Annotated in this window: 13 protein-coding genes; 8 read left to right on the forward strand and 5 right to left on the reverse strand. The window is 71.9% G+C overall.

Annotation, left to right across the window (positions count from 1 at the left end; genetic code table 11):
- Positions 1 to 34: 34 nt before the first annotated feature.
- The 4 genes from AB0I82_RS22855 to ssd form a co-directional block, all read right to left on the reverse strand.
- Positions 35 to 616 carry a type II secretion system F family protein gene (locus AB0I82_RS22855; protein WP_363259197.1) on the reverse strand — a complete coding sequence of 194 codons (582 nt, stop codon included), beginning with the start codon at positions 614 to 616 and terminating at the stop codon, positions 35 to 37.
- 224 nt (positions 617 to 840) lie between these two features.
- Positions 841 to 1,452, reverse strand: coding sequence for a type II secretion system F family protein (locus AB0I82_RS22860; protein WP_363259198.1), 612 nt, complete (start codon positions 1,450 to 1,452; stop codon positions 841 to 843).
- A 350-nt stretch (positions 1,453 to 1,802) separates the two neighbouring features.
- Positions 1,803 to 3,014, reverse strand: coding sequence for a TadA family conjugal transfer-associated ATPase (locus AB0I82_RS22865; protein ID WP_363259638.1), 1,212 nt, complete (start codon positions 3,012 to 3,014; stop codon positions 1,803 to 1,805).
- 227 nt (positions 3,015 to 3,241) lie between these two features.
- Entirely contained in the window at positions 3,242 to 4,423 is a 1,182-nt protein-coding gene (gene ssd, locus AB0I82_RS22870) for a septum site-determining protein Ssd (RefSeq protein WP_363259639.1), read from the reverse strand.
- 467 nt (positions 4,424 to 4,890) lie between these two features.
- On the opposite strand from ssd, the gene AB0I82_RS22875 reads away from it, so the two are divergent.
- Complete coding sequence (locus AB0I82_RS22875) at positions 4,891 to 5,772, forward strand: HAD-IB family hydrolase (protein ID WP_363259199.1); 882 nt, start codon at positions 4,891 to 4,893, stop codon at positions 5,770 to 5,772.
- A 407-nt stretch (positions 5,773 to 6,179) separates the two neighbouring features.
- Here AB0I82_RS22875 and AB0I82_RS22880 read toward each other — a convergent pair whose 3' ends face one another.
- On the reverse strand, positions 6,180 to 7,001 hold the full coding sequence (locus AB0I82_RS22880; protein WP_363259200.1) for an oxidoreductase: 822 nt from the start codon (positions 6,999 to 7,001) through the stop codon (positions 6,180 to 6,182).
- A 101-nt stretch (positions 7,002 to 7,102) separates the two neighbouring features.
- Between AB0I82_RS22880 and AB0I82_RS22885 the strand changes: the two genes are divergently transcribed.
- From AB0I82_RS22885 to AB0I82_RS22915, 7 genes are all read left to right on the forward strand, one after another.
- The gene (locus tag AB0I82_RS22885; RefSeq protein WP_363259201.1) at positions 7,103 to 8,095 is read left to right on the forward strand and encodes an ATP-binding protein; all 993 of its coding nucleotides are present in this window, start codon (positions 7,103 to 7,105) and stop codon (positions 8,093 to 8,095) included.
- Positions 8,096 to 8,420: 325 nt separating this feature from the next.
- On the forward strand, positions 8,421 to 10,772 hold the full coding sequence (locus tag AB0I82_RS22890) for a SulP family inorganic anion transporter (RefSeq protein WP_363259202.1): 2,352 nt from the start codon (positions 8,421 to 8,423) through the stop codon (positions 10,770 to 10,772).
- 201 nt (positions 10,773 to 10,973) lie between these two features.
- Complete coding sequence (gene acs, locus AB0I82_RS22895; RefSeq protein WP_363259203.1) at positions 10,974 to 12,935, forward strand: acetate--CoA ligase; 1,962 nt, start codon at positions 10,974 to 10,976, stop codon at positions 12,933 to 12,935.
- A gap of 345 nt (positions 12,936 to 13,280) precedes the next feature.
- Positions 13,281 to 14,636 carry a Na+/H+ antiporter NhaA gene (gene nhaA, locus AB0I82_RS22900; RefSeq protein ID WP_363259640.1) on the forward strand — a complete coding sequence of 452 codons (1,356 nt, stop codon included), beginning with the start codon at positions 13,281 to 13,283 and terminating at the stop codon, positions 14,634 to 14,636.
- 42 nt (positions 14,637 to 14,678) lie between these two features.
- Complete coding sequence (locus AB0I82_RS22905; RefSeq protein ID WP_363259204.1) at positions 14,679 to 15,161, forward strand: phage holin family protein; 483 nt, start codon at positions 14,679 to 14,681, stop codon at positions 15,159 to 15,161.
- Positions 15,158 to 16,111 carry an alpha/beta hydrolase gene (locus tag AB0I82_RS22910; protein WP_363259205.1) on the forward strand — a complete coding sequence of 318 codons (954 nt, stop codon included), beginning with the start codon at positions 15,158 to 15,160 and terminating at the stop codon, positions 16,109 to 16,111. Before AB0I82_RS22905 ends, AB0I82_RS22910 begins: the two co-directional genes overlap by 4 nt.
- Positions 16,112 to 16,272: 161 nt before the next feature.
- Entirely contained in the window at positions 16,273 to 16,470 is a 198-nt protein-coding gene (locus AB0I82_RS22915) for a hypothetical protein (RefSeq protein WP_030260123.1), read from the forward strand.

Genomic DNA, 16,470 nt, shown 5'->3' on the forward strand with positions numbered 1-16,470 from the left:
TTGTTCGGTTCGTCAGTCGTTGGTCGTTGGGCCGTCACACGTGGGGCAGCAAGCCCTGGGCCAGTCCGACGAGGACCGGGGCCACCCCGATCACCAGAAAGGCCGGCAGGAAGCACACCGCCAGCGGCAGGGTCACGAGCACACCCGCCTTGCGCGCAGCCCCCGTTGCCGCGCGGCCCCACTCGGACCGCAGGTCCGCCGCGATCCGCGCGACCGACTCGACGGCCGGCACGCCGGATATACCGGCGCGCGCCAGGCAGCGCCCCAACTCCCGTGCTCCCGGGAGCTCCGCGAACCGCCCCCAGCTCGCGTCGGCTTCGCCCCCGAGGTGCAGCTCCGCCGCGGTGTGGCGCAGCCGCTCGCCGACCGGGCCGCGGAGGGACTCACCCACCGCGCCCGCCGCTTCGCCGGGGCTCGCCCCCGCCGCGAGACAGCCGGCCAGCAGATCGGCGGCGGTGGCCAGTTGCTCCCGTACGGCAACCTCCGCCGCGCGGGCGGCGGAACGGGCCCGGGCCCGGTGCCGAGGGCCTCGCGTGGCGAAAGCACCCGCGGCCCCCAGTACGGCCCCGACAACCCCGCCGACCAGGACAAGGCCGACACCCGTCGCGGCGGCCACCACGCCCCACTCCCGAACAGCGTCGTTTCGCCGCTCCAAGTGGACGCGTCCCGCCGCCCCCACAACCGTCGAGGTGCGGGCCACCTCCCCCACAGCTGAGAAAATACGGATCGCGCGGCGTCGTACGGCTGCCGTGCGGGCGGCCCGGCGGATGACCAGTGCCGTACAGACCAAGGTAGTCGCGAGCGCGAAAACAATCCCCAGGCTGTGGATAACTTCAGCGGTCATCGGTCCGCCCGCCCCTCGGCCATGCGGACGATGCGCCCCGTCCAGAGCACCCCGGCCCACTCCAGCAGCCCGCCGACCGCCAGACAGCCCCAGCCGACCGGCGTGTGCAGCAGCACATGGAGCGGGTCCGCGCCCAGCGCACTACCCATGAGCAGTCCGAAGGCCGGAAGGAGGGCGAGCATCAAGGCCGTCGTGCGAGCACCCGCCAACTGGGCCTGCAGGTCGGCCTCTTGGTGCCGCTGCGCCCGGAGCCCTGCCGTGACGCGCTCGATGCCTGCGGCGAGGCCGACGCCGCCCTGCACGGCGACCTGCCAGCACGCGGCCACGCCCGTCAGCCCCTCCGCGCCCGGCAGCCGCGCCGCCTCGCGCAGCGCACCCGGCACGTCCCCGCCGAACCGCGCCGCCGCCAGCACCGCGTCCCCCGCGCTGCCCCATCCGGCCGGCCCCGCCCGGCCCTCCGCACCGGCCAGTACCAAGGCCTGCCCCGGCTGGCAGCCCGCGCGCAGCTCGGCGGCCACCGCCGCGCAGAACGCGATCACGTCGTCGCGACGACGGTCGCGTTCCCGTTGCGCGGCGCGGCCGGTCAGCCAGCGGTGCGTTACGGGCACGGCCAGCGCCCCGAGAGCCACCGGCAGCCACGACTGGCCCAGGAGCCCCAGTACGGCCCCGATAGGCAGGCACCACAGGGCATGCCCCAGTTGCGCCGACCGAGCGGCCGCCCACGTCCAGCGCCTATGGACCGCCCGTTCGCCGTCCGCCCAACGCCGCCCGGTACGTGGCCACTTCCCAGCACCCTGTCGCCTTACGGCATGTCCAGGGCCCGCGGCCTCACCTCCTGCCAGCAGCAACCGCGCGCGCCGCAAGGAGTTGCCCCGGCCACCGGTCGTCCACAGTCCGGCCCCCGCGCACAGCAACGCCGCGCACACCGGCGTCATCGCATCCGCCGCCACTTCCCCGCTCATGGCATGTCCCCGTTCACGTCGTCTCCGCCGCTCATGGCGCTTCCCCGGCGGCAGAGGGCGGCCAGGCGTGCCCAGCCCTCGGCCCGTCGGAAGCCGGTCGGGTGCCAGACCGCGGCCGGTGTGGTGGTGACCAGGCCCGAGGGGGCCCGGTCGAGGACGTGGATCTCGGCGATGCGACGGTGACCCGTGCGATCCCGTACGAGGTGCAGTACGACCGAGAGCGCGGCGGCCAACTGGCTGTGCAGGGCCGCGCGGTCCAGCCCGGCGGTCGAGCCGAGCGCTTCCAGCCGGGCCGGGACATCGGCGGCGGCGTTCGCGTGCACAGTGCCGCAGCCTCCTTCGTGGCCGGTATTGAGCGCGGCCAGCAGCTCCGTCACCTCGGGGCCGCGCACCTCGCCCACCACCAGCCGGTCCGGACGCATGCGCAGTGCTTGGCGCACCAGGTCCCGCAGCGTGACCAGGCCGACGCCCTCCTGGTTCGCCGGACGGGTCTCCAGTCGTACGACGTGCGGGTGGTCCGGCCTCAGCTCCGCGGAGTCCTCGGCCAGGACGATCCGCTCGTCCCGCCCCACCAGGCCCAGCAGGGCGCTGAGCAGTGTGGTCTTGCCGCTGCCCGTGCCGCCGCTGACGAGGAAGGACAGCCGGGCGCTCAGGACCGACCGCAGCAGCCGGTCGCCGCCCGGCGGCACCGTGCCCGCCGCGACGAGCTCCTCCAGCGTGAACGCCTTCGGGCGCAGCACCCGCAGCGAGAGGCAGGTCGAACCGACCGCCACGGGTGGGAGCACGGCGTGCAGACGGGTCCCGTCGGGCAGCCGCGCGTCGACCCAGGGGTGCGCGTCGTCCAGGCGCCGCCCGGCCACCGCCGCCAGCCTCTGGGCGAGTCGGCGGACGGCCGCGGCATCGGGGAAGCGCACGTCCGCGCGCCGCAGTCCGCCACCGCGGTCGACCCACACCTCGTCGGGCGCGGTGACCAGTACGTCCGTCACCTCGGGTGCGGTGAGCAGCGGCTCCAGGGGGCCGGTGCCGACCATTTCGGAGCGCAGCGCGGCCACGACGCCGAGCACCTCGGCATCGCCGAGCAGCCGCCCTTCCTCGCGCAGCGCCACGGCCACTCGGGCGGGCGTCGGCTCGGCACCGGCCCGGGCGAGTCTCCGGCGTACGGCCTCCAGGAGCTCGTCCCCCGCGCCACCGCATGTCCCGGACCCCAGGCGCTGCGTGCCCGCCCCGGGCTCGGCCCCGGGCGGCTCCGCCACGCCGACCTGATTCGCCGCGCCGGGCACACCCCTTGCTCCCGGAAGGCCACGCGCCCCGGTGAGGCCGCGTGTCCCCACGAGGCCGCGCGCTGCGATGAGATCACGCGTCCCGGTACGGGCCGGTCTCCCCCGCCCGGCACCGACCGCCCGCCGGGCTTCCTTCCGCACCCCACCGAAGCCGTTCATGAGACGGCCCCCTCGCCGGCCTCCGAGCGGGACTGTGCAGCTCCCGCCGTACCCGTAAGGCCGCCGCGGCATGAGATCCCTGTGCCCGGAGTGCCGGACGTACTCGCGGCACCCTCTGATCCACCCAGCACCCGCCCCCAGAACTCCGTGCAGAACCGGGCCAGCGGCTCCCTCGCATGCGCGCCCGGTGGGGCGCCGCGGGCGAGGGAGTCCGCGAGGTGGGGGTCCCAGGGCGCGGTGCCGACCAGGGGCAGCGAGAGCAGCCGGGCCGGCTCGCTCTCCGGCAGGCCGGGGCCCGGCGTCTCGCGTACCACCACGCGCAGATCGCGCAGGGCCGCCCGAGCAGGGACCGCGATGCGCCGGGCCGCCACCGTCGCGCGCAGTTCGGCGGGGACCAGCAGCAGTCCGATGTCGATCTGGGAGAGCGCTTCGGACACGGCTTCGTCGAGGTGGCGCGGCAGGTCGACCACCACGACACCGCCACGTCTGCGGGCCGCCGACATCACCGCGCGCATGGCCGGCGGCGGGATCGTGACCGAGTCCCCGCGGTCCCAGCTCAGGACGCGCAGCGCGTGGAGCTGGGGCAGGGACTCGGCCAGGGCGCCGCCGCCGACCCGGCCGCGGGACTCGGCGAAGGCGGGCCAGCGCAGCCCCTTCTCCCGCTCGCCGCCGAGCAGCACGTCGAGGCCGCCGCCCAGCGGGTCGGCGTCGATCAGTATCGTCCGGTGGCCCTGTCGCGCGGCGGTCACCGCCAGGGCGCAGGCGAGGGTGCTCGCGCCGGCGCCGCCCCGGCCGCCGAGCACGCCCACCGTGAGCGCCGGCCGCCGATCGCCCTCCACCGCGTCCGCGATCCGGTCGACCAGCCAGCTCTCTCCGTCCGGCAGTCCGAGGACGCGCTCGGCGCCGATCTCGACGGCCTGCTCCCATACACGGGTTTCCCGCGCGTCGCGTCCGATGAGGACCACGCCCGCCCGGCGTCCGGTGCCCCGCAGCCGGTGGACGCAGTCCTCCCCGACGATCACCAACGGGGCCGTCTCCCAGCCCGCGGCCCGGGCGCTGCCTCCGTGCGCCACGGCCGGCACCGTGCCGGCCGCCGCGCAGAGTCTGAGGAGATCGTCGAGGAGACTTTCGTCCTCCGTGACGATCAACGGTCCGGGCTCTTGCGAGACCCGGTCCATACGATCCAAATCGTTGCTTCCGGCCACGTTCCGTCCCCCTGTCGCTACACAACTCGCACATCCGCGAACTTCGCGGACTTTCACGGTGCAGCGATCCGGAAAATTTCGTGGATCTTGGTCGAAAACTGTGGACAACTACTGAGGCTGTGAATATCCCGGTCACCTATACCGGTGACTATGGAAAACTTCCTGAGAGCAGTCTTCTGATTACGGTAAGTTACGAACGATGGGCGCGACGGCGCGCGGCGGTCGATCGCCGAAGGAAGATCAGGAAGCAGGCCCCAGGGACCAAAAACGGGTCCGGACATGCGACGACCCCCGCCGGGGGGGAGAGCGGGGGTCGTCTCCACGGCCGACTCGGGGGGGGAGGAGCCGGGCCGGGTTAGCACGGTCGCGAACGATCCGTGACTTCCATGGTGTACCCGAGAGCCTTCTCAGGCAAACCCACGCGCCACACCTTACGCCGAATGGTGCCCCCCTATGCTCGCCTTGTGGAAAACCGAAGCTCGACTCCTTCAGCACCGCACTCAGCGCCTCGGGCGGCAGCGTTCTTCGACCTGGACAAGACAGTCATTGCTAAGTCGAGCACGCTGACCTTCAGCAAGTCGTTCTACCGAGGTGGCCTGATCAATCGACGGGCCGCACTGCGCACCGCGTACACCCAGTTCGTCTTCTTGGCGGGCGGCGCGGACCACGACCAGATGGAGCGGATGCGGGAGTACCTCTCCTCGCTCTGCCGCGGGTGGGACGTGGCGCAGGTACGGGAGATTGTCGCCGAGACCCTCCACGACCTGATCGACCCGCTCATCTACGACGAGGCGGCGTCCCTCATCGAGGAGCACCACACCGCGGGCCGCGACGTCGTCATCGTCTCCTCCTCGGGAGCCGAGGTGGTCGAGCCGATCGGCGAGCTGCTCGGCGCCGACCGGGTGGTGGCCACGCGCATGGTCGTCGGCGAGGACGGCCGCTTCACGGGAGAGATCGAGTACTACGCCTACGGCCCCACCAAGGCCGAGGCGATCAGGGAGCTCGCCGCTTCCGAGGGGTACGACCTCGCGCGCTGCTACGCGTACAGCGACTCGGCGACCGATGTCCCGATGCTGGAGACCGTCGGCCATCCGCACGCGGTCAACCCCGACCGGGCGCTGCGCCGGGAGGCCGCGACCCGCGGCTGGCCGACGCTGACCTTCAACCGGCCGGTGCGCCTGAAGCAGCGGATCCCGTCGCTCGCCATGCCGCCACGGCCGGCGCTGGTCGCCGTCGCGGTGGGCGCGGCCGCCGCCACCGCGGGCCTGGTCTGGTACGCCAGCCGGCGGCGCGGCACGCCGGCGCGCGCCCTCTCCGCCTGAGGCGAGTCCTCACGCGCGTCCCTCAGGCGGAGCCGGGCCCCTGCAGGCGCCCGAATCACCCCCGTTTGAAGGCAAAAGTAAAGATGTGCGGTGAGGGGTTCCGCTTACCGGACAGCAGGAGTACAAAGGAATTAACGGCCCGCGAGACCAAGGATTCTCCGAGAGGAGCACCTTCAACGCAGGTAGGCCCCACGGACCGAGCATGAACGTCGGGCACCCACGCGACGCCGACCCGTCGATTACGGGCCAGCCGCATCAGGTAAGGACAAAGTCTCCGACCTGTCGGCGACTATCGTGCACGCATTGGTAACCCGGCGGGAGTGCAATGCGGCGGTACCGAGCAGGACCAGGTACCGCCGCAACCCTTGTCCGGGCCCTTGAAGGCCCGCGTACCGCCCGAAGGGCTACTACGCCGCGCCCCGCTGGAGCGCCTCGCAGACCGCCGTGCTCTCGCGTGCGCCCAGCTCGACCGCGCGCCCGCAGTGGGCGATCCAGGCCGCCATCCCCTCCGGGGTGCCGGACACGTAGTTCTCCAGAGCCGCGACGTACGCAGCCCGGCCCAGCTCCGCGTGGCCGACCTCCGACGGGGAGATCGACTTCGGGTCGAGGCCGCTGCCGACCATGACGATACGTTCCGCCGTGCGCGCCACCAGGCCGTTGCAGGATCCGAAGGGCCGCAGCGCGAGCAGTTCACCGTGCACCACGGCAGCCGTGACCAGCGCCGGCGCCTGGGTGCCGGACAGCAGCAGGCGGGCCAGCCCGTCCAGCCGGCCGGCCACCTCCTCGGCGTCCGGGAGCGGCAGCTCGATCAGCGGCTCGTCCACCGGCTCGTCCGCCAGCCGGGGCCGACCCACACTCTCATCAGGCGCGTCGCCCCCCGCCGCAACGAGGTGCAGCCGGGCCAGCACCCGAAGCGGCGACTGTCGCCACACACTCAGGAGCTGCCCCGCCTCGGCCGACAGGCGCAGGGCCGCGCCCACGGTGCGCTCCTCACCCTCGCCACTGAAGTCCGTGCGCCTGCGCACCTCTTCCAGCGCCCAGTCGGCGCCGGACAGCGCCGCCGAGCCACGCGCGCTGCGCAGGGCCGCCTCCGCGGTGACCTCGTTGCTGCGGCGCCGCATGATCCGGTGCCCGTAGACCCGGTCGATGCTCTTGCGTACGGAGTCCACGCTGTCGGCGACTCCGGGGAGCGAGGCGAGGGTCGCGAGCGGATCGGCTGTCGTACTCATGGGGACGACCCTACGCACCACAAGGGCACACCCCTCGTTGGAGTGGTCTTCTTCACGTAAACCCCTTACTTAAGGCGATTCCGCAATTACGCTTCGTGAACATGAAGATCGCTTTCGTGGGCAAGGGCGGCAGTGGCAAGACCACGCTGTCCTCGCTGTTCATCCGTCACCTCGCCGCCACCGCCACGCCCGTGATCGCGGTGGACGCCGACATCAACCAGCACTTGGGGGCCGCGCTCGGCCTAGACGACGCCCAGGCCGCCGCGCTCCCCGCGATGGGCGCCCATCTTCCGCTCATCAAGGACTACTTGCGCGGTGACAACCCGCGCATCGCGTCCGCCGACGCGATGATCAAGACAACACCTCCGGGCGCAGGCTCGCGGCTGCTGAGGGTCGTCGAGGACAACCCGGTGTACGCCGCCTGCGCACGGGACGTACGCCTCGACGACCGCACGGTCCGCCTGCTGGTCACCGGGCCGTTCACCGAGTCCGACCTCGGCGTGGCCTGCTACCACTCCAAGGTGGGCGCCGTGGAGCTGTGCCTGAACCACCTCGTGGACGGCCGCCAGGAGTACGTGGTCGTCGACATGACGGCCGGCTCGGACTCGTTCGCCTCCGGGATGTTCACCCGCTTCGACCTGACCTTCCTGGTGGCCGAGCCGACCCGTAAGGGCGTCGCCGTGTACCGCCAGTACAAGGAGTACGCGCGGGACTTCGGAGTCGAGCTGAAGGTGGTCGGCAACAAGGTGCAGGGTCCGGACGACCTCGCCTTCCTGCGGGAGCAGGTGGGTGACGACCTGTTGGTGACGTTCGGACACTCCGACTGGGTGCGCGCCATGGAGAAGGGCAGGCCCGCGCCCTTCGTGGAGCTGGAGAACGCCAACCAAGAGGCGCTGCGCACGCTGCACACCACTGCCGACGCCGCGTACGAAGGGCGCGACTGGGAGCGCTACACCCGGCAGATGGTGCACTTCCACGTGAAGAACGCCGAGAGCTGGGGCAACAGCAAGACCGGGGCCGACCTGACGTCCCAGGTGGACCCCGGGTTCGCGCTCTCCGAGGGCATGACCACGACCGCACCGCAGCCCGCCTGAACGGCTGTGCGCCGGCCCGCACCAGGTGCCTGCCGGCCGGCGCGTCACAGGGGCCGGGCCCGCGGCCCGATACCGCGCCCGGCCCTGCGGTAAACGCACGCGGAGCGACCGCCCCCGCATTCACCTGTTGGATTGAACCACCAACCCATTTGCCCGTTCTGGCTTCTTTGCTGCCGGGAGCGACATTACGATTCCTTTACCGAATGCAGAGAGTCACCGGAACCGTCACCCACCGCGACGCACACCGGCCGGCTCAGCCCCGCAGTACACCGCCGCCCACGACCGCGCCCCGTAGCGCGGCCGCGTCGCCCCGGAGGAGACGGGAATGCCGCAGCCTTACACACCCGAGCCGGCCACGCCGGGGTCCCCGGACCCCCAGTACGCACCGCAGGACCACGACCGACAGCGGCCCGCCGGAAAGCCGTCCGGGCCCTTCCGCCGCCTCTCCCCAGGGGCCTGGCGCCGCGATCTGGGCGCCTCCTTCGTCATCTTCCTGATCGCCATCCCCCTCTCGCTCGGCATCGCGCTGGCCACCGGTGCGCCCCCGCAGGCCGGGCTCATCGCCGCGGCCGTGGGCGGTCTCGTGGCGGGTCTGCTCGGCGGCGCCCCGCTCCAGGTGAGCGGCGCCGCCACCGGCCTCCTCATCGTCACCGCCGACCTCGTGCAGCGGTACGGCTGGCCGGCAACCTGCGCGATCACAGTGCTGGCCGGACTGGCCCAGCTCGCCCTGGGCGCGCTCCGGGTGGCCCGCGCGGCGCTCGCCATCAGCCCGGCGATCGTCCACGGCATGCTCGCCGGCATCGGCGTGACCATCGCGCTCGGTCAGCTGCACGTGGTGCTCGGCGGCGGCGCGCACAGTTCCTCGCTCACCAACATCGCTGAGTTGCCGGGTCAGTTGGCGGGCCTGCACGGCGCTTCGGTACTGATCGCCGCGGTCACCGTCGCCGTCCTGGCCTGCTGGCTGCGGCTGCCCGGGCGCGTGGGGCACGCGCTGCGCAAGGTTCCCTCGCCGCTGCCCGCGGTCGCCGTGGCCACCGCCCTGAGCGCGGGCTTCACGGTGCCCCGGGTCGAGCTGCCCTCGTGGCACGTGCCGACGCTGCCCACGCTCCCGGACACTCCCCTGCTGGGGCTGACCGCCGCCGTCCTGACGGTCACGCTCGTGGCGAGCATGGAGTCGCTGCTGTCGGCCGTCGCGGTCGACAAGCTGGCCACCGAACAGCCCGGCCCCGGCCCCGGCCGCACCCATCTGGATCGCGAGCTGACCGGCCAGGGGGCGTCGAACGTCGTCTCCGGGCTGCTGGGCGGCCTGCCGATCGCCGGCGGCGCGATGCGCGGCTCGGCGAACGTGAAGGCCGGCGCGACGGGACGCGCGTCGACGGTGCTGCACGGCGTATGGGTGGTGCTGTGCTCCGGGCTGTTCGCCGGCGCGCTGGAGCTGATCCCGCTGGCCGCGCTCGCCGCGCTGGTGATGCTCGTCGGCGTACGGATGGTGAGCTTCGCGCACATCCGGCACGTCCAGCGGCACCGCGAATTCCCGGTCTACGCCATCACGTTGGGCGGTGTGGTGGTCTTCGGAGTGCTGCAGGGGGTGGGACTGGGTATCGCCGTCGCCGTCTTCCTGGCGCTGCGCCGGCTCACCCACACCCGCGTCTCCGTCATCAAGGACGGCGACCTGCACCGGGTGCGTGTCAGCGGGCAGTTGACATTCCTGGCCGTGCCGCGGCTGACCCGGGCGCTCGCCCAGGTGCCCGCGACGGCCCCTGCGGTGATCGAGCTGTACGGCTCGTTCATGGATCACGCCGCCTATGAAGCGCTGCAGTCCTGGACGAGCGCGCACCGGGCGCGCGGCGGCGAGGTCACCCTGGGCGGGCGCGGCGGCAGGCCGATCGGGGAGCCGGCCGGCACGCACGCCTGCCGCCCCTGGACCCCGTGGCGCAACCACCACTGCACCCGGACCACGCCGCCCTCCGGTACGGCCGAGGGGCAGCTCCTCGGTGGTGGCCAACTGCTCGGCGGGGTCAGCGCATTCCAGCGGCATACGGCACCACTGGTCCGCGAGGAGCTGGCGCGGCTCGCCCGGGAAGGCCAGCGGCCCACCAACCTCTTCCTGACCTGCGCCGATTCCCGCCTCGTCACGAGCATGATCACGTCGAGCGGTCCGGGCGACCTCTTCACGGTGCGCAACATCGGCAATCTGATGCCGCCGCCGGGCACGGAGGCCGCCTGCGACTCCGTGGGCGCCGCCATCGAGTACGCCGTCGAGGTTCTGAAGGTCGGCTCGATCACCGTGTGCGGGCATTCGGGCTGCGGCGCGATGCAGGCGCTCCTCGCCTCGGACCGCCACGAGCCCGGCGCGCGGACCCCGCTCGCGCGTTGGCTGGGCCACGGCCGCCCCAGCCTGGCCCGGATGGCACGGCCCGAAGGCGCGGAGGTCAGCCTGGCCGACCGGCCGGTCGCCGACGATCTGGAACGCCTGGCGCTCGTCAACGTCATGCAGCAGCTCGATCACCTGATGTCGCATCAGTGCGTGGCCCGCCGGGTGGCCGAGGGTTCACTGTCGCTGCACGGCATGTACTTCCACGTCGGCGAGGCGCAGGCGTACGTACTGGAGCACGGCTCGGGCCGTTTCTCGGCCGTACGGCCCGAAGCCACGCCGGTCGCCCCGGTCACGGCGTAATCCACAGCGGGCACCACGGGGCGGCACCGTCGTGACCTGCGGCGACTCCCCCGTCTCGTCAACTCCCATACGGAAGTCACCCGGAAGGTTGATGATCACGTAAAGGTCTACACCAATTTTTATCAACAGCCCTTGTCAGGCTGGCCATCGGCTGATGAGCTATGGCCGGGACAACCGGACGCCCTGAGACTGGGAGATGCCGTGAGCAACGAAAGCCTGGCCAACCTGATGAAGGAGGAGCGGCGGTTCGCGCCGCCCGCCGATCTGGCCGCCGACGCCAATGTCAAAGCGGTGGCGTACGAGCAGGCCGGGGCGGACCGGCTGGGCTTCTGGGCCGAGCAGGCGAAGCGTCTGACCTGGGACACCGAGCCCACCCAGACGCTGGACTGGTCCAACGCGCCGTTCGCGAAGTGGTTCGCCGACGGCAAGCTCAACGTCGCGTACAACTGCGTCGACCGGCATGTGGAGAACGGCCTGGGCGACCGGGTGGCCATCCACTTCGAGGGCGAGCCCGGCGACACACGGGCCATCACCTACGCCGAGCTGCAGCACGAGGTCTCCAAGGCGGCCAACGCGCTGACCTCGCTGGGCGTCGAGGCCGGCGACCGCGTCGCGATCTACCTGCCGATGATCCCGGAGACGGTCATCGCCATGCTGGCCTGCGCCCGGCTGGGCGCGCCGCACTCGGTGGTCTTCGGCGGCTTCTCCGCCGACGCGCTGGCCACCCGCATCAACGACGCGGACGCCCGTGTCGTGATCACCGCCGACGGCGGTTACCGCCGCGGCAAGCCCTCCGCGCTCAAGCCCGCCGTCGACGAGGCGCTGACCAAGCCCGGCACGGAGAACGTCCGCAACGTCCTCGTGGTCCGCCGCACCGGCCAGGACACCGCGTGGATGGAGGGCCGGGACGTCTGGTGGCACGAGCTCGTCGACCAGCAGAGCGACCAGCACACCCCGCAGGCGTTCGACGCCGAGCACCCGCTGTTCATCCTGTACACCTCGGGCACGACCGGTAAGCCCAAGGGCATCCTGCACACCACGGGCGGCTACCTCACCCAGGTCTCGTACACCCACCACGCGGTCTTCGACCTCAAGCCGGAGACCGACGTCTACTGGTGCACCGCCGACGTCGGCTGGGTGACCGGCCACTCGTACATCACCTACGGCCCGCTTTCGAACGGCGCGACGGAGGTGCTCTACGAGGGCACGCCCGACACCCCGCACCAGGGCCGCTGGTGGGAGATCGTCCAGAAGTACGGCGTGACGATCCTCTACACGGCGCCGACCGCGATCCGCGCCGCCATGAAGTGGGGCGACGACATCCCCGCCAAGTTCGACCTGTCGAGCCTGCGTGTGCTGGGTTCGGTCGGCGAGCCGATCAACCCCGAGGCGTGGGTCTGGTACCGCAAGCACATCGGCGGCGACCGGACGCCGGTCGTGGACACCTGGTGGCAGACCGAGACCGGCGGCATCATGCTCAGCCCGCTGCCGGGCGTCACGACCGCCAAGCCCGGCTCCGCGCAGGTCCCGCTGCCGGGCATCGCGGCGACCGTCGTCGACGACGACGCGAACGAGGTGCCGGACGGCGCCGGCGGCTACCTGGTCCTGACCGAGCCCTGGCCGTCCATGCTGCGCACCATCTGGGGCGACGACCAGCGCTACCTCGACACGTACTGGTCCCGCTTCGAGGGCAAGTACTTCGCGGGCGACGGCGCGAAGAAGGACGAGGACGGCGACATCTGGCTGCTGGGCCGGGTGGACGACGTCATGCTCGTCTCCGGCCACAACATCTCCACCACCGAGGTCGAGTCCGCGCTGGTCTCGCACCCGAAGGTGGCCGAGGCGGCCGTCGTGGGCGCCACCGACCCGCAGACCACCCAGTCCATCTGCGCCTTCGTGATCCTGCGCGGCGGCGTCGAGCAGGACGAGGCGCTGGTGAACGAGCTGCGGGCGCACGTTGCGCAGAGCCTGGGCCCGATCGCCAAGCCCAAGCGCATCCTGCCGGTCGCGGAGCTGCCCAAGACCCGCTCCGGCAAGATCATGCGCCGACTGCTGCGCGACGTCGCGGAGAACCGTGACCTGGGCGACGTCTCGACGCTGACCGACTCCTCGGTCATGGAGCTGATCCAGACCCAGCTGCCGAGCGCGCCGAGCGAGGACTGACCGGTACTCATCACTGAGGGGCGCCCCGCCGTACACCGGCGGGGCGCCCCTCAGCCGTGCGCGGGCGCGCACGCGTACGGAGGCGGGCCCGGACGGGGGCGGACGGAGGACGCCCCACACCCCGTACGCCACACCACCATTCGCCCCATATGCCCGTAAAGTGAAGATCGCTGGATCGTTCCTGCGCCACCCGGTAGAGTGAAGAACGCGTCAAGAAACGCGCGAACGAAACTGGGTGCGCCGGGAAGTCTGGTCGGCAACTGCAACAGCCATGCACAGCTGCCGATACCCGGAGGTCCCCGCGTGAACTCGCCCGCCCCCCGCCGTTCCGTCTTCCTCGGGCGGATGTCCCTGCCCGAGCGGAACTACTTGGCGGACCTCCTCCGCACGGAGACGGTGGGCGGTGTCCTGCTGCTGGTGGCGGCGGTGGTCGCGCTCCTCTGGGCCAACACCCCGCTCGGCGACAGCTACGAGACGGTACGCGGCTTCCACCTCGGCCCGGCCTCCCTCGGCCTGGACCTCTCGATACAGCACTGGGCGGCCGACGGCCTGCTGGCGATCTTCTTCTTCGTGGCCGGCATCGAGCTCAAACGCGAGCTGGTCGCAGGCGAGCTGCGCGACCCCAAGGCCGCGGCGCTGCCGGTCGTCGCCGCGCTGTGCGGCATGGTCATGCCCGCGGTCGTCTACACCGTCGTCAACACCACGGGCGGCGGCTCACTGGCCGGCTGGGCCGTCCCGACCGCGACGGACATCGCCTTCGCGCTGGCCGTCCTGGCCGTCATCGGTACGTCCCTGCCGTCCGCACTGCGCGCCTTCCTGCTGACCCTGGCCGTGGTCGACGACCTCTTCGCCATCCTGATCATCGCGGTCTTCTTCACCTCCACGATCAACTTCTGGGCGCTCGGCGGCGCGGCGCTGGGCCTCGCGGTCTTCTACGTACTGCTGCGCAAGGGCGTCCGGGGCTGGTACGCGTACGTACCGCTCGCGCTGGTCATCTGGGGCCTGATGTACAACAGCGGCGTGCACGCGACCATCGCGGGCGTCGCGATGGGGCTCATGCTCCGCTGCCACCGGCGCGAGGGAGAGCCGCACTCCCCCGGCGAGCACATCGAGCACCTCGTGCGCCCCCTGTCCGCCGGCCTCGCCGTACCGCTGTTCGCCCTCTTCTCGGCCGGTGTGTCCATCTCCGGCGGCGCGCTGCACGACGTCTTCACCAAGCCGGAGACGCTCGGCGTGGTGCTCGGCCTGGTGCTCGGCAAGGCGGTCGGAATTTTCGGCGGTACGTGGCTGACCACCCGCCTGACCAGGGCCTCGCTCAACCCGGAGCTCAAGTGGCCGGACGTCTTCGCGGTGTCGGCGCTGGCCGGCATCGGCTTCACGGTCTCGCTGCTCATCGGCGAGCTGGCGTTCTCCTCGGACCCGGCGCTCACCGACGAGATCAAGGCCGCCGTGCTGACCGGCTCGCTGATAGCCGCCGTACTGGCCACGGTGCTGCTGAAGGTCCGCAACGCCAAGTACCGGCGGCTGTGCGAGGAGGAGAACCGGGACGAGGACCTCGACGGCATCCCGGACATCTACGAAGAGGACAGTCCCGCGTACCACCTACGGATGGCCGCCCTCCTCGAAGCGAAGGCGGCCGAACACCGACGACGAGCCGAGGTGGCCGCCGCCCCCGACTCCGGGCAGGATGGTCCGGCATGATCTGAGGGGTAATCACCGGGAGACAGAGAACGGGAGCAGTCGATGAGCACAGCAGACGACGGCGCGGACCGCGGCGCGGACCGCAGCCTCGGACAGCTGGTGGCCCACGCCACCACCGAAGTGTCCGCACTGGTGCACGACGAAATCGCGCTGGCCAAGGCCGAGCTGCGGAACGACGTGAAGCGGGCCGGTGTCGGCGGGCTGGCCGGCGGGGCGGCGGCCATCGTGCTGCTCTTCTCCCTGCCGATGCTCAGCTTCGCGCTGGCCTACGGCATCCAGGCGTGGAGCGGCTGGCACCTCTCGGTCTGCTTCCTGCTCTCCTTCGCGGCCAACGTGCTGGTCGCCGGGCTGCTCGGGCTGATCGCCCTGGTGTTCTTCAAGAAGGCCAAGGCGGGCAAGGGCCCGCAGAAGACCGTCGCCTCGGCCAAGCAGACGGCGGCCGTCCTGGGGAAGGTCAAGCCGCACCCGCGCCAGTCCGTGGAGGAGCACCCGGCGGTCGAGAGTGTGACACGCTCGGCCGTATGACGGCTTCCGAATCCTCGCCGGCACCCTCGCCCGCATCGGTCCTACGACTCGGCGTCCCCGGCGACCACGAGGTGACGCACCGGGACGTCGCGGCCAACGGTGCGCGCTTCCACATCGCCGAGATGGGCGACGGGCCGCTGGTACTGCTGCTGCACGGCTTCCCGCAGTTCTGGTGGACCTGGCGGTACCAGCTGCCCGCGCTCGCCGAGGCGGGCTTCCGGGCGGTGGCGATGGACCTGCGGGGCGTGGGCGGCAGCGACCGCACGCCCCGCGGCTACGACCCGGCCAACCTCGCGCTGGACATCACCGGCGTGGTGCGCTCGCTCGGCGAGCCGGACGCCGCGCTGGTCGGGCACGATCTGGGCGGCTATCTGGCCTGGACGGCCGCGGTGATGCGGCCCAAGCTCGTACGGCGGCTCGCGGTGGCCTCGATGCCGCACCCCCGCCGCTGGCGCTCGGCCATGCTCTCCGACGCCAAGCAGACCCGCCGGTCCTCGCACATCTGGAGCTTCCAGCGGCCCTGGCTGCCCGAGCGGGCGCTGGTCGCGGACGACGCGGCGCTGGTGGGGCGGCTGATCCGGGACTGGTCCGGGCCCCGGCTGCCCGAGGACGAGGCGGTCGAGGCGTACCGGATGGCCATGACGATCCCGTCCACGGCGCACTGCTCGATCGAGCCGTACCGCTGGATGGTGCGGTCGATGGCGCGGCCGGACGGGATCCAGTTCAACCGCCGGATGAAGTGGCCCGTACGAGTGCCGACGCTGCACCTGCACGGGTCGCTCGACCCGGTGATGCGTACCCGCAGCGCGGCCGGCTCCGGTGAGTACGTCGAAGCGCCGTACCGCTGGCGTCTCTTCGACGGGCTGGGGCACTTCCCCCATGAAGAGGATCCGGTCGCCTTCACCACCGAGCTCATCAACTGGCTCAAGGATCCCGAGCCGGACCGGTGACCTCGCGGCTTGCCCCTCACGGCGCCCCAGAAGCCGCGCCGTGACGCTCCGCAGAACGGTGGGGAACGCGCGTTTGTCGAACAGCCACTTGCCTCGCGCATAGGCCAATTGACCGACACCGGTGCGGTTACGGACGGCGGGGCACGGGCAGAGTCGAGGGTATGGGCTGGACGCACGACTACCGTGACGTGGCACGCAACCGCCGCAGCAACGCCGCTGCGCTGGGCACCAAGGAGAGGAGCGCCCCGGACCTCCGGGCGGGCGGACCTCATGCGCTCGCCGACCCACTCGGCATTCCGCGCATCCTGCGCCGCCGTGCGCGCTGGATGACCGCGCGGCTCCGCCATCCCCGGAGCTGA

It is taken from the genome of Streptomyces sp. NPDC050315, from assembly GCF_040655775.1.
In the GTDB taxonomy this organism is placed as follows: domain Bacteria; phylum Actinomycetota; class Actinomycetes; order Streptomycetales; family Streptomycetaceae; genus Streptomyces.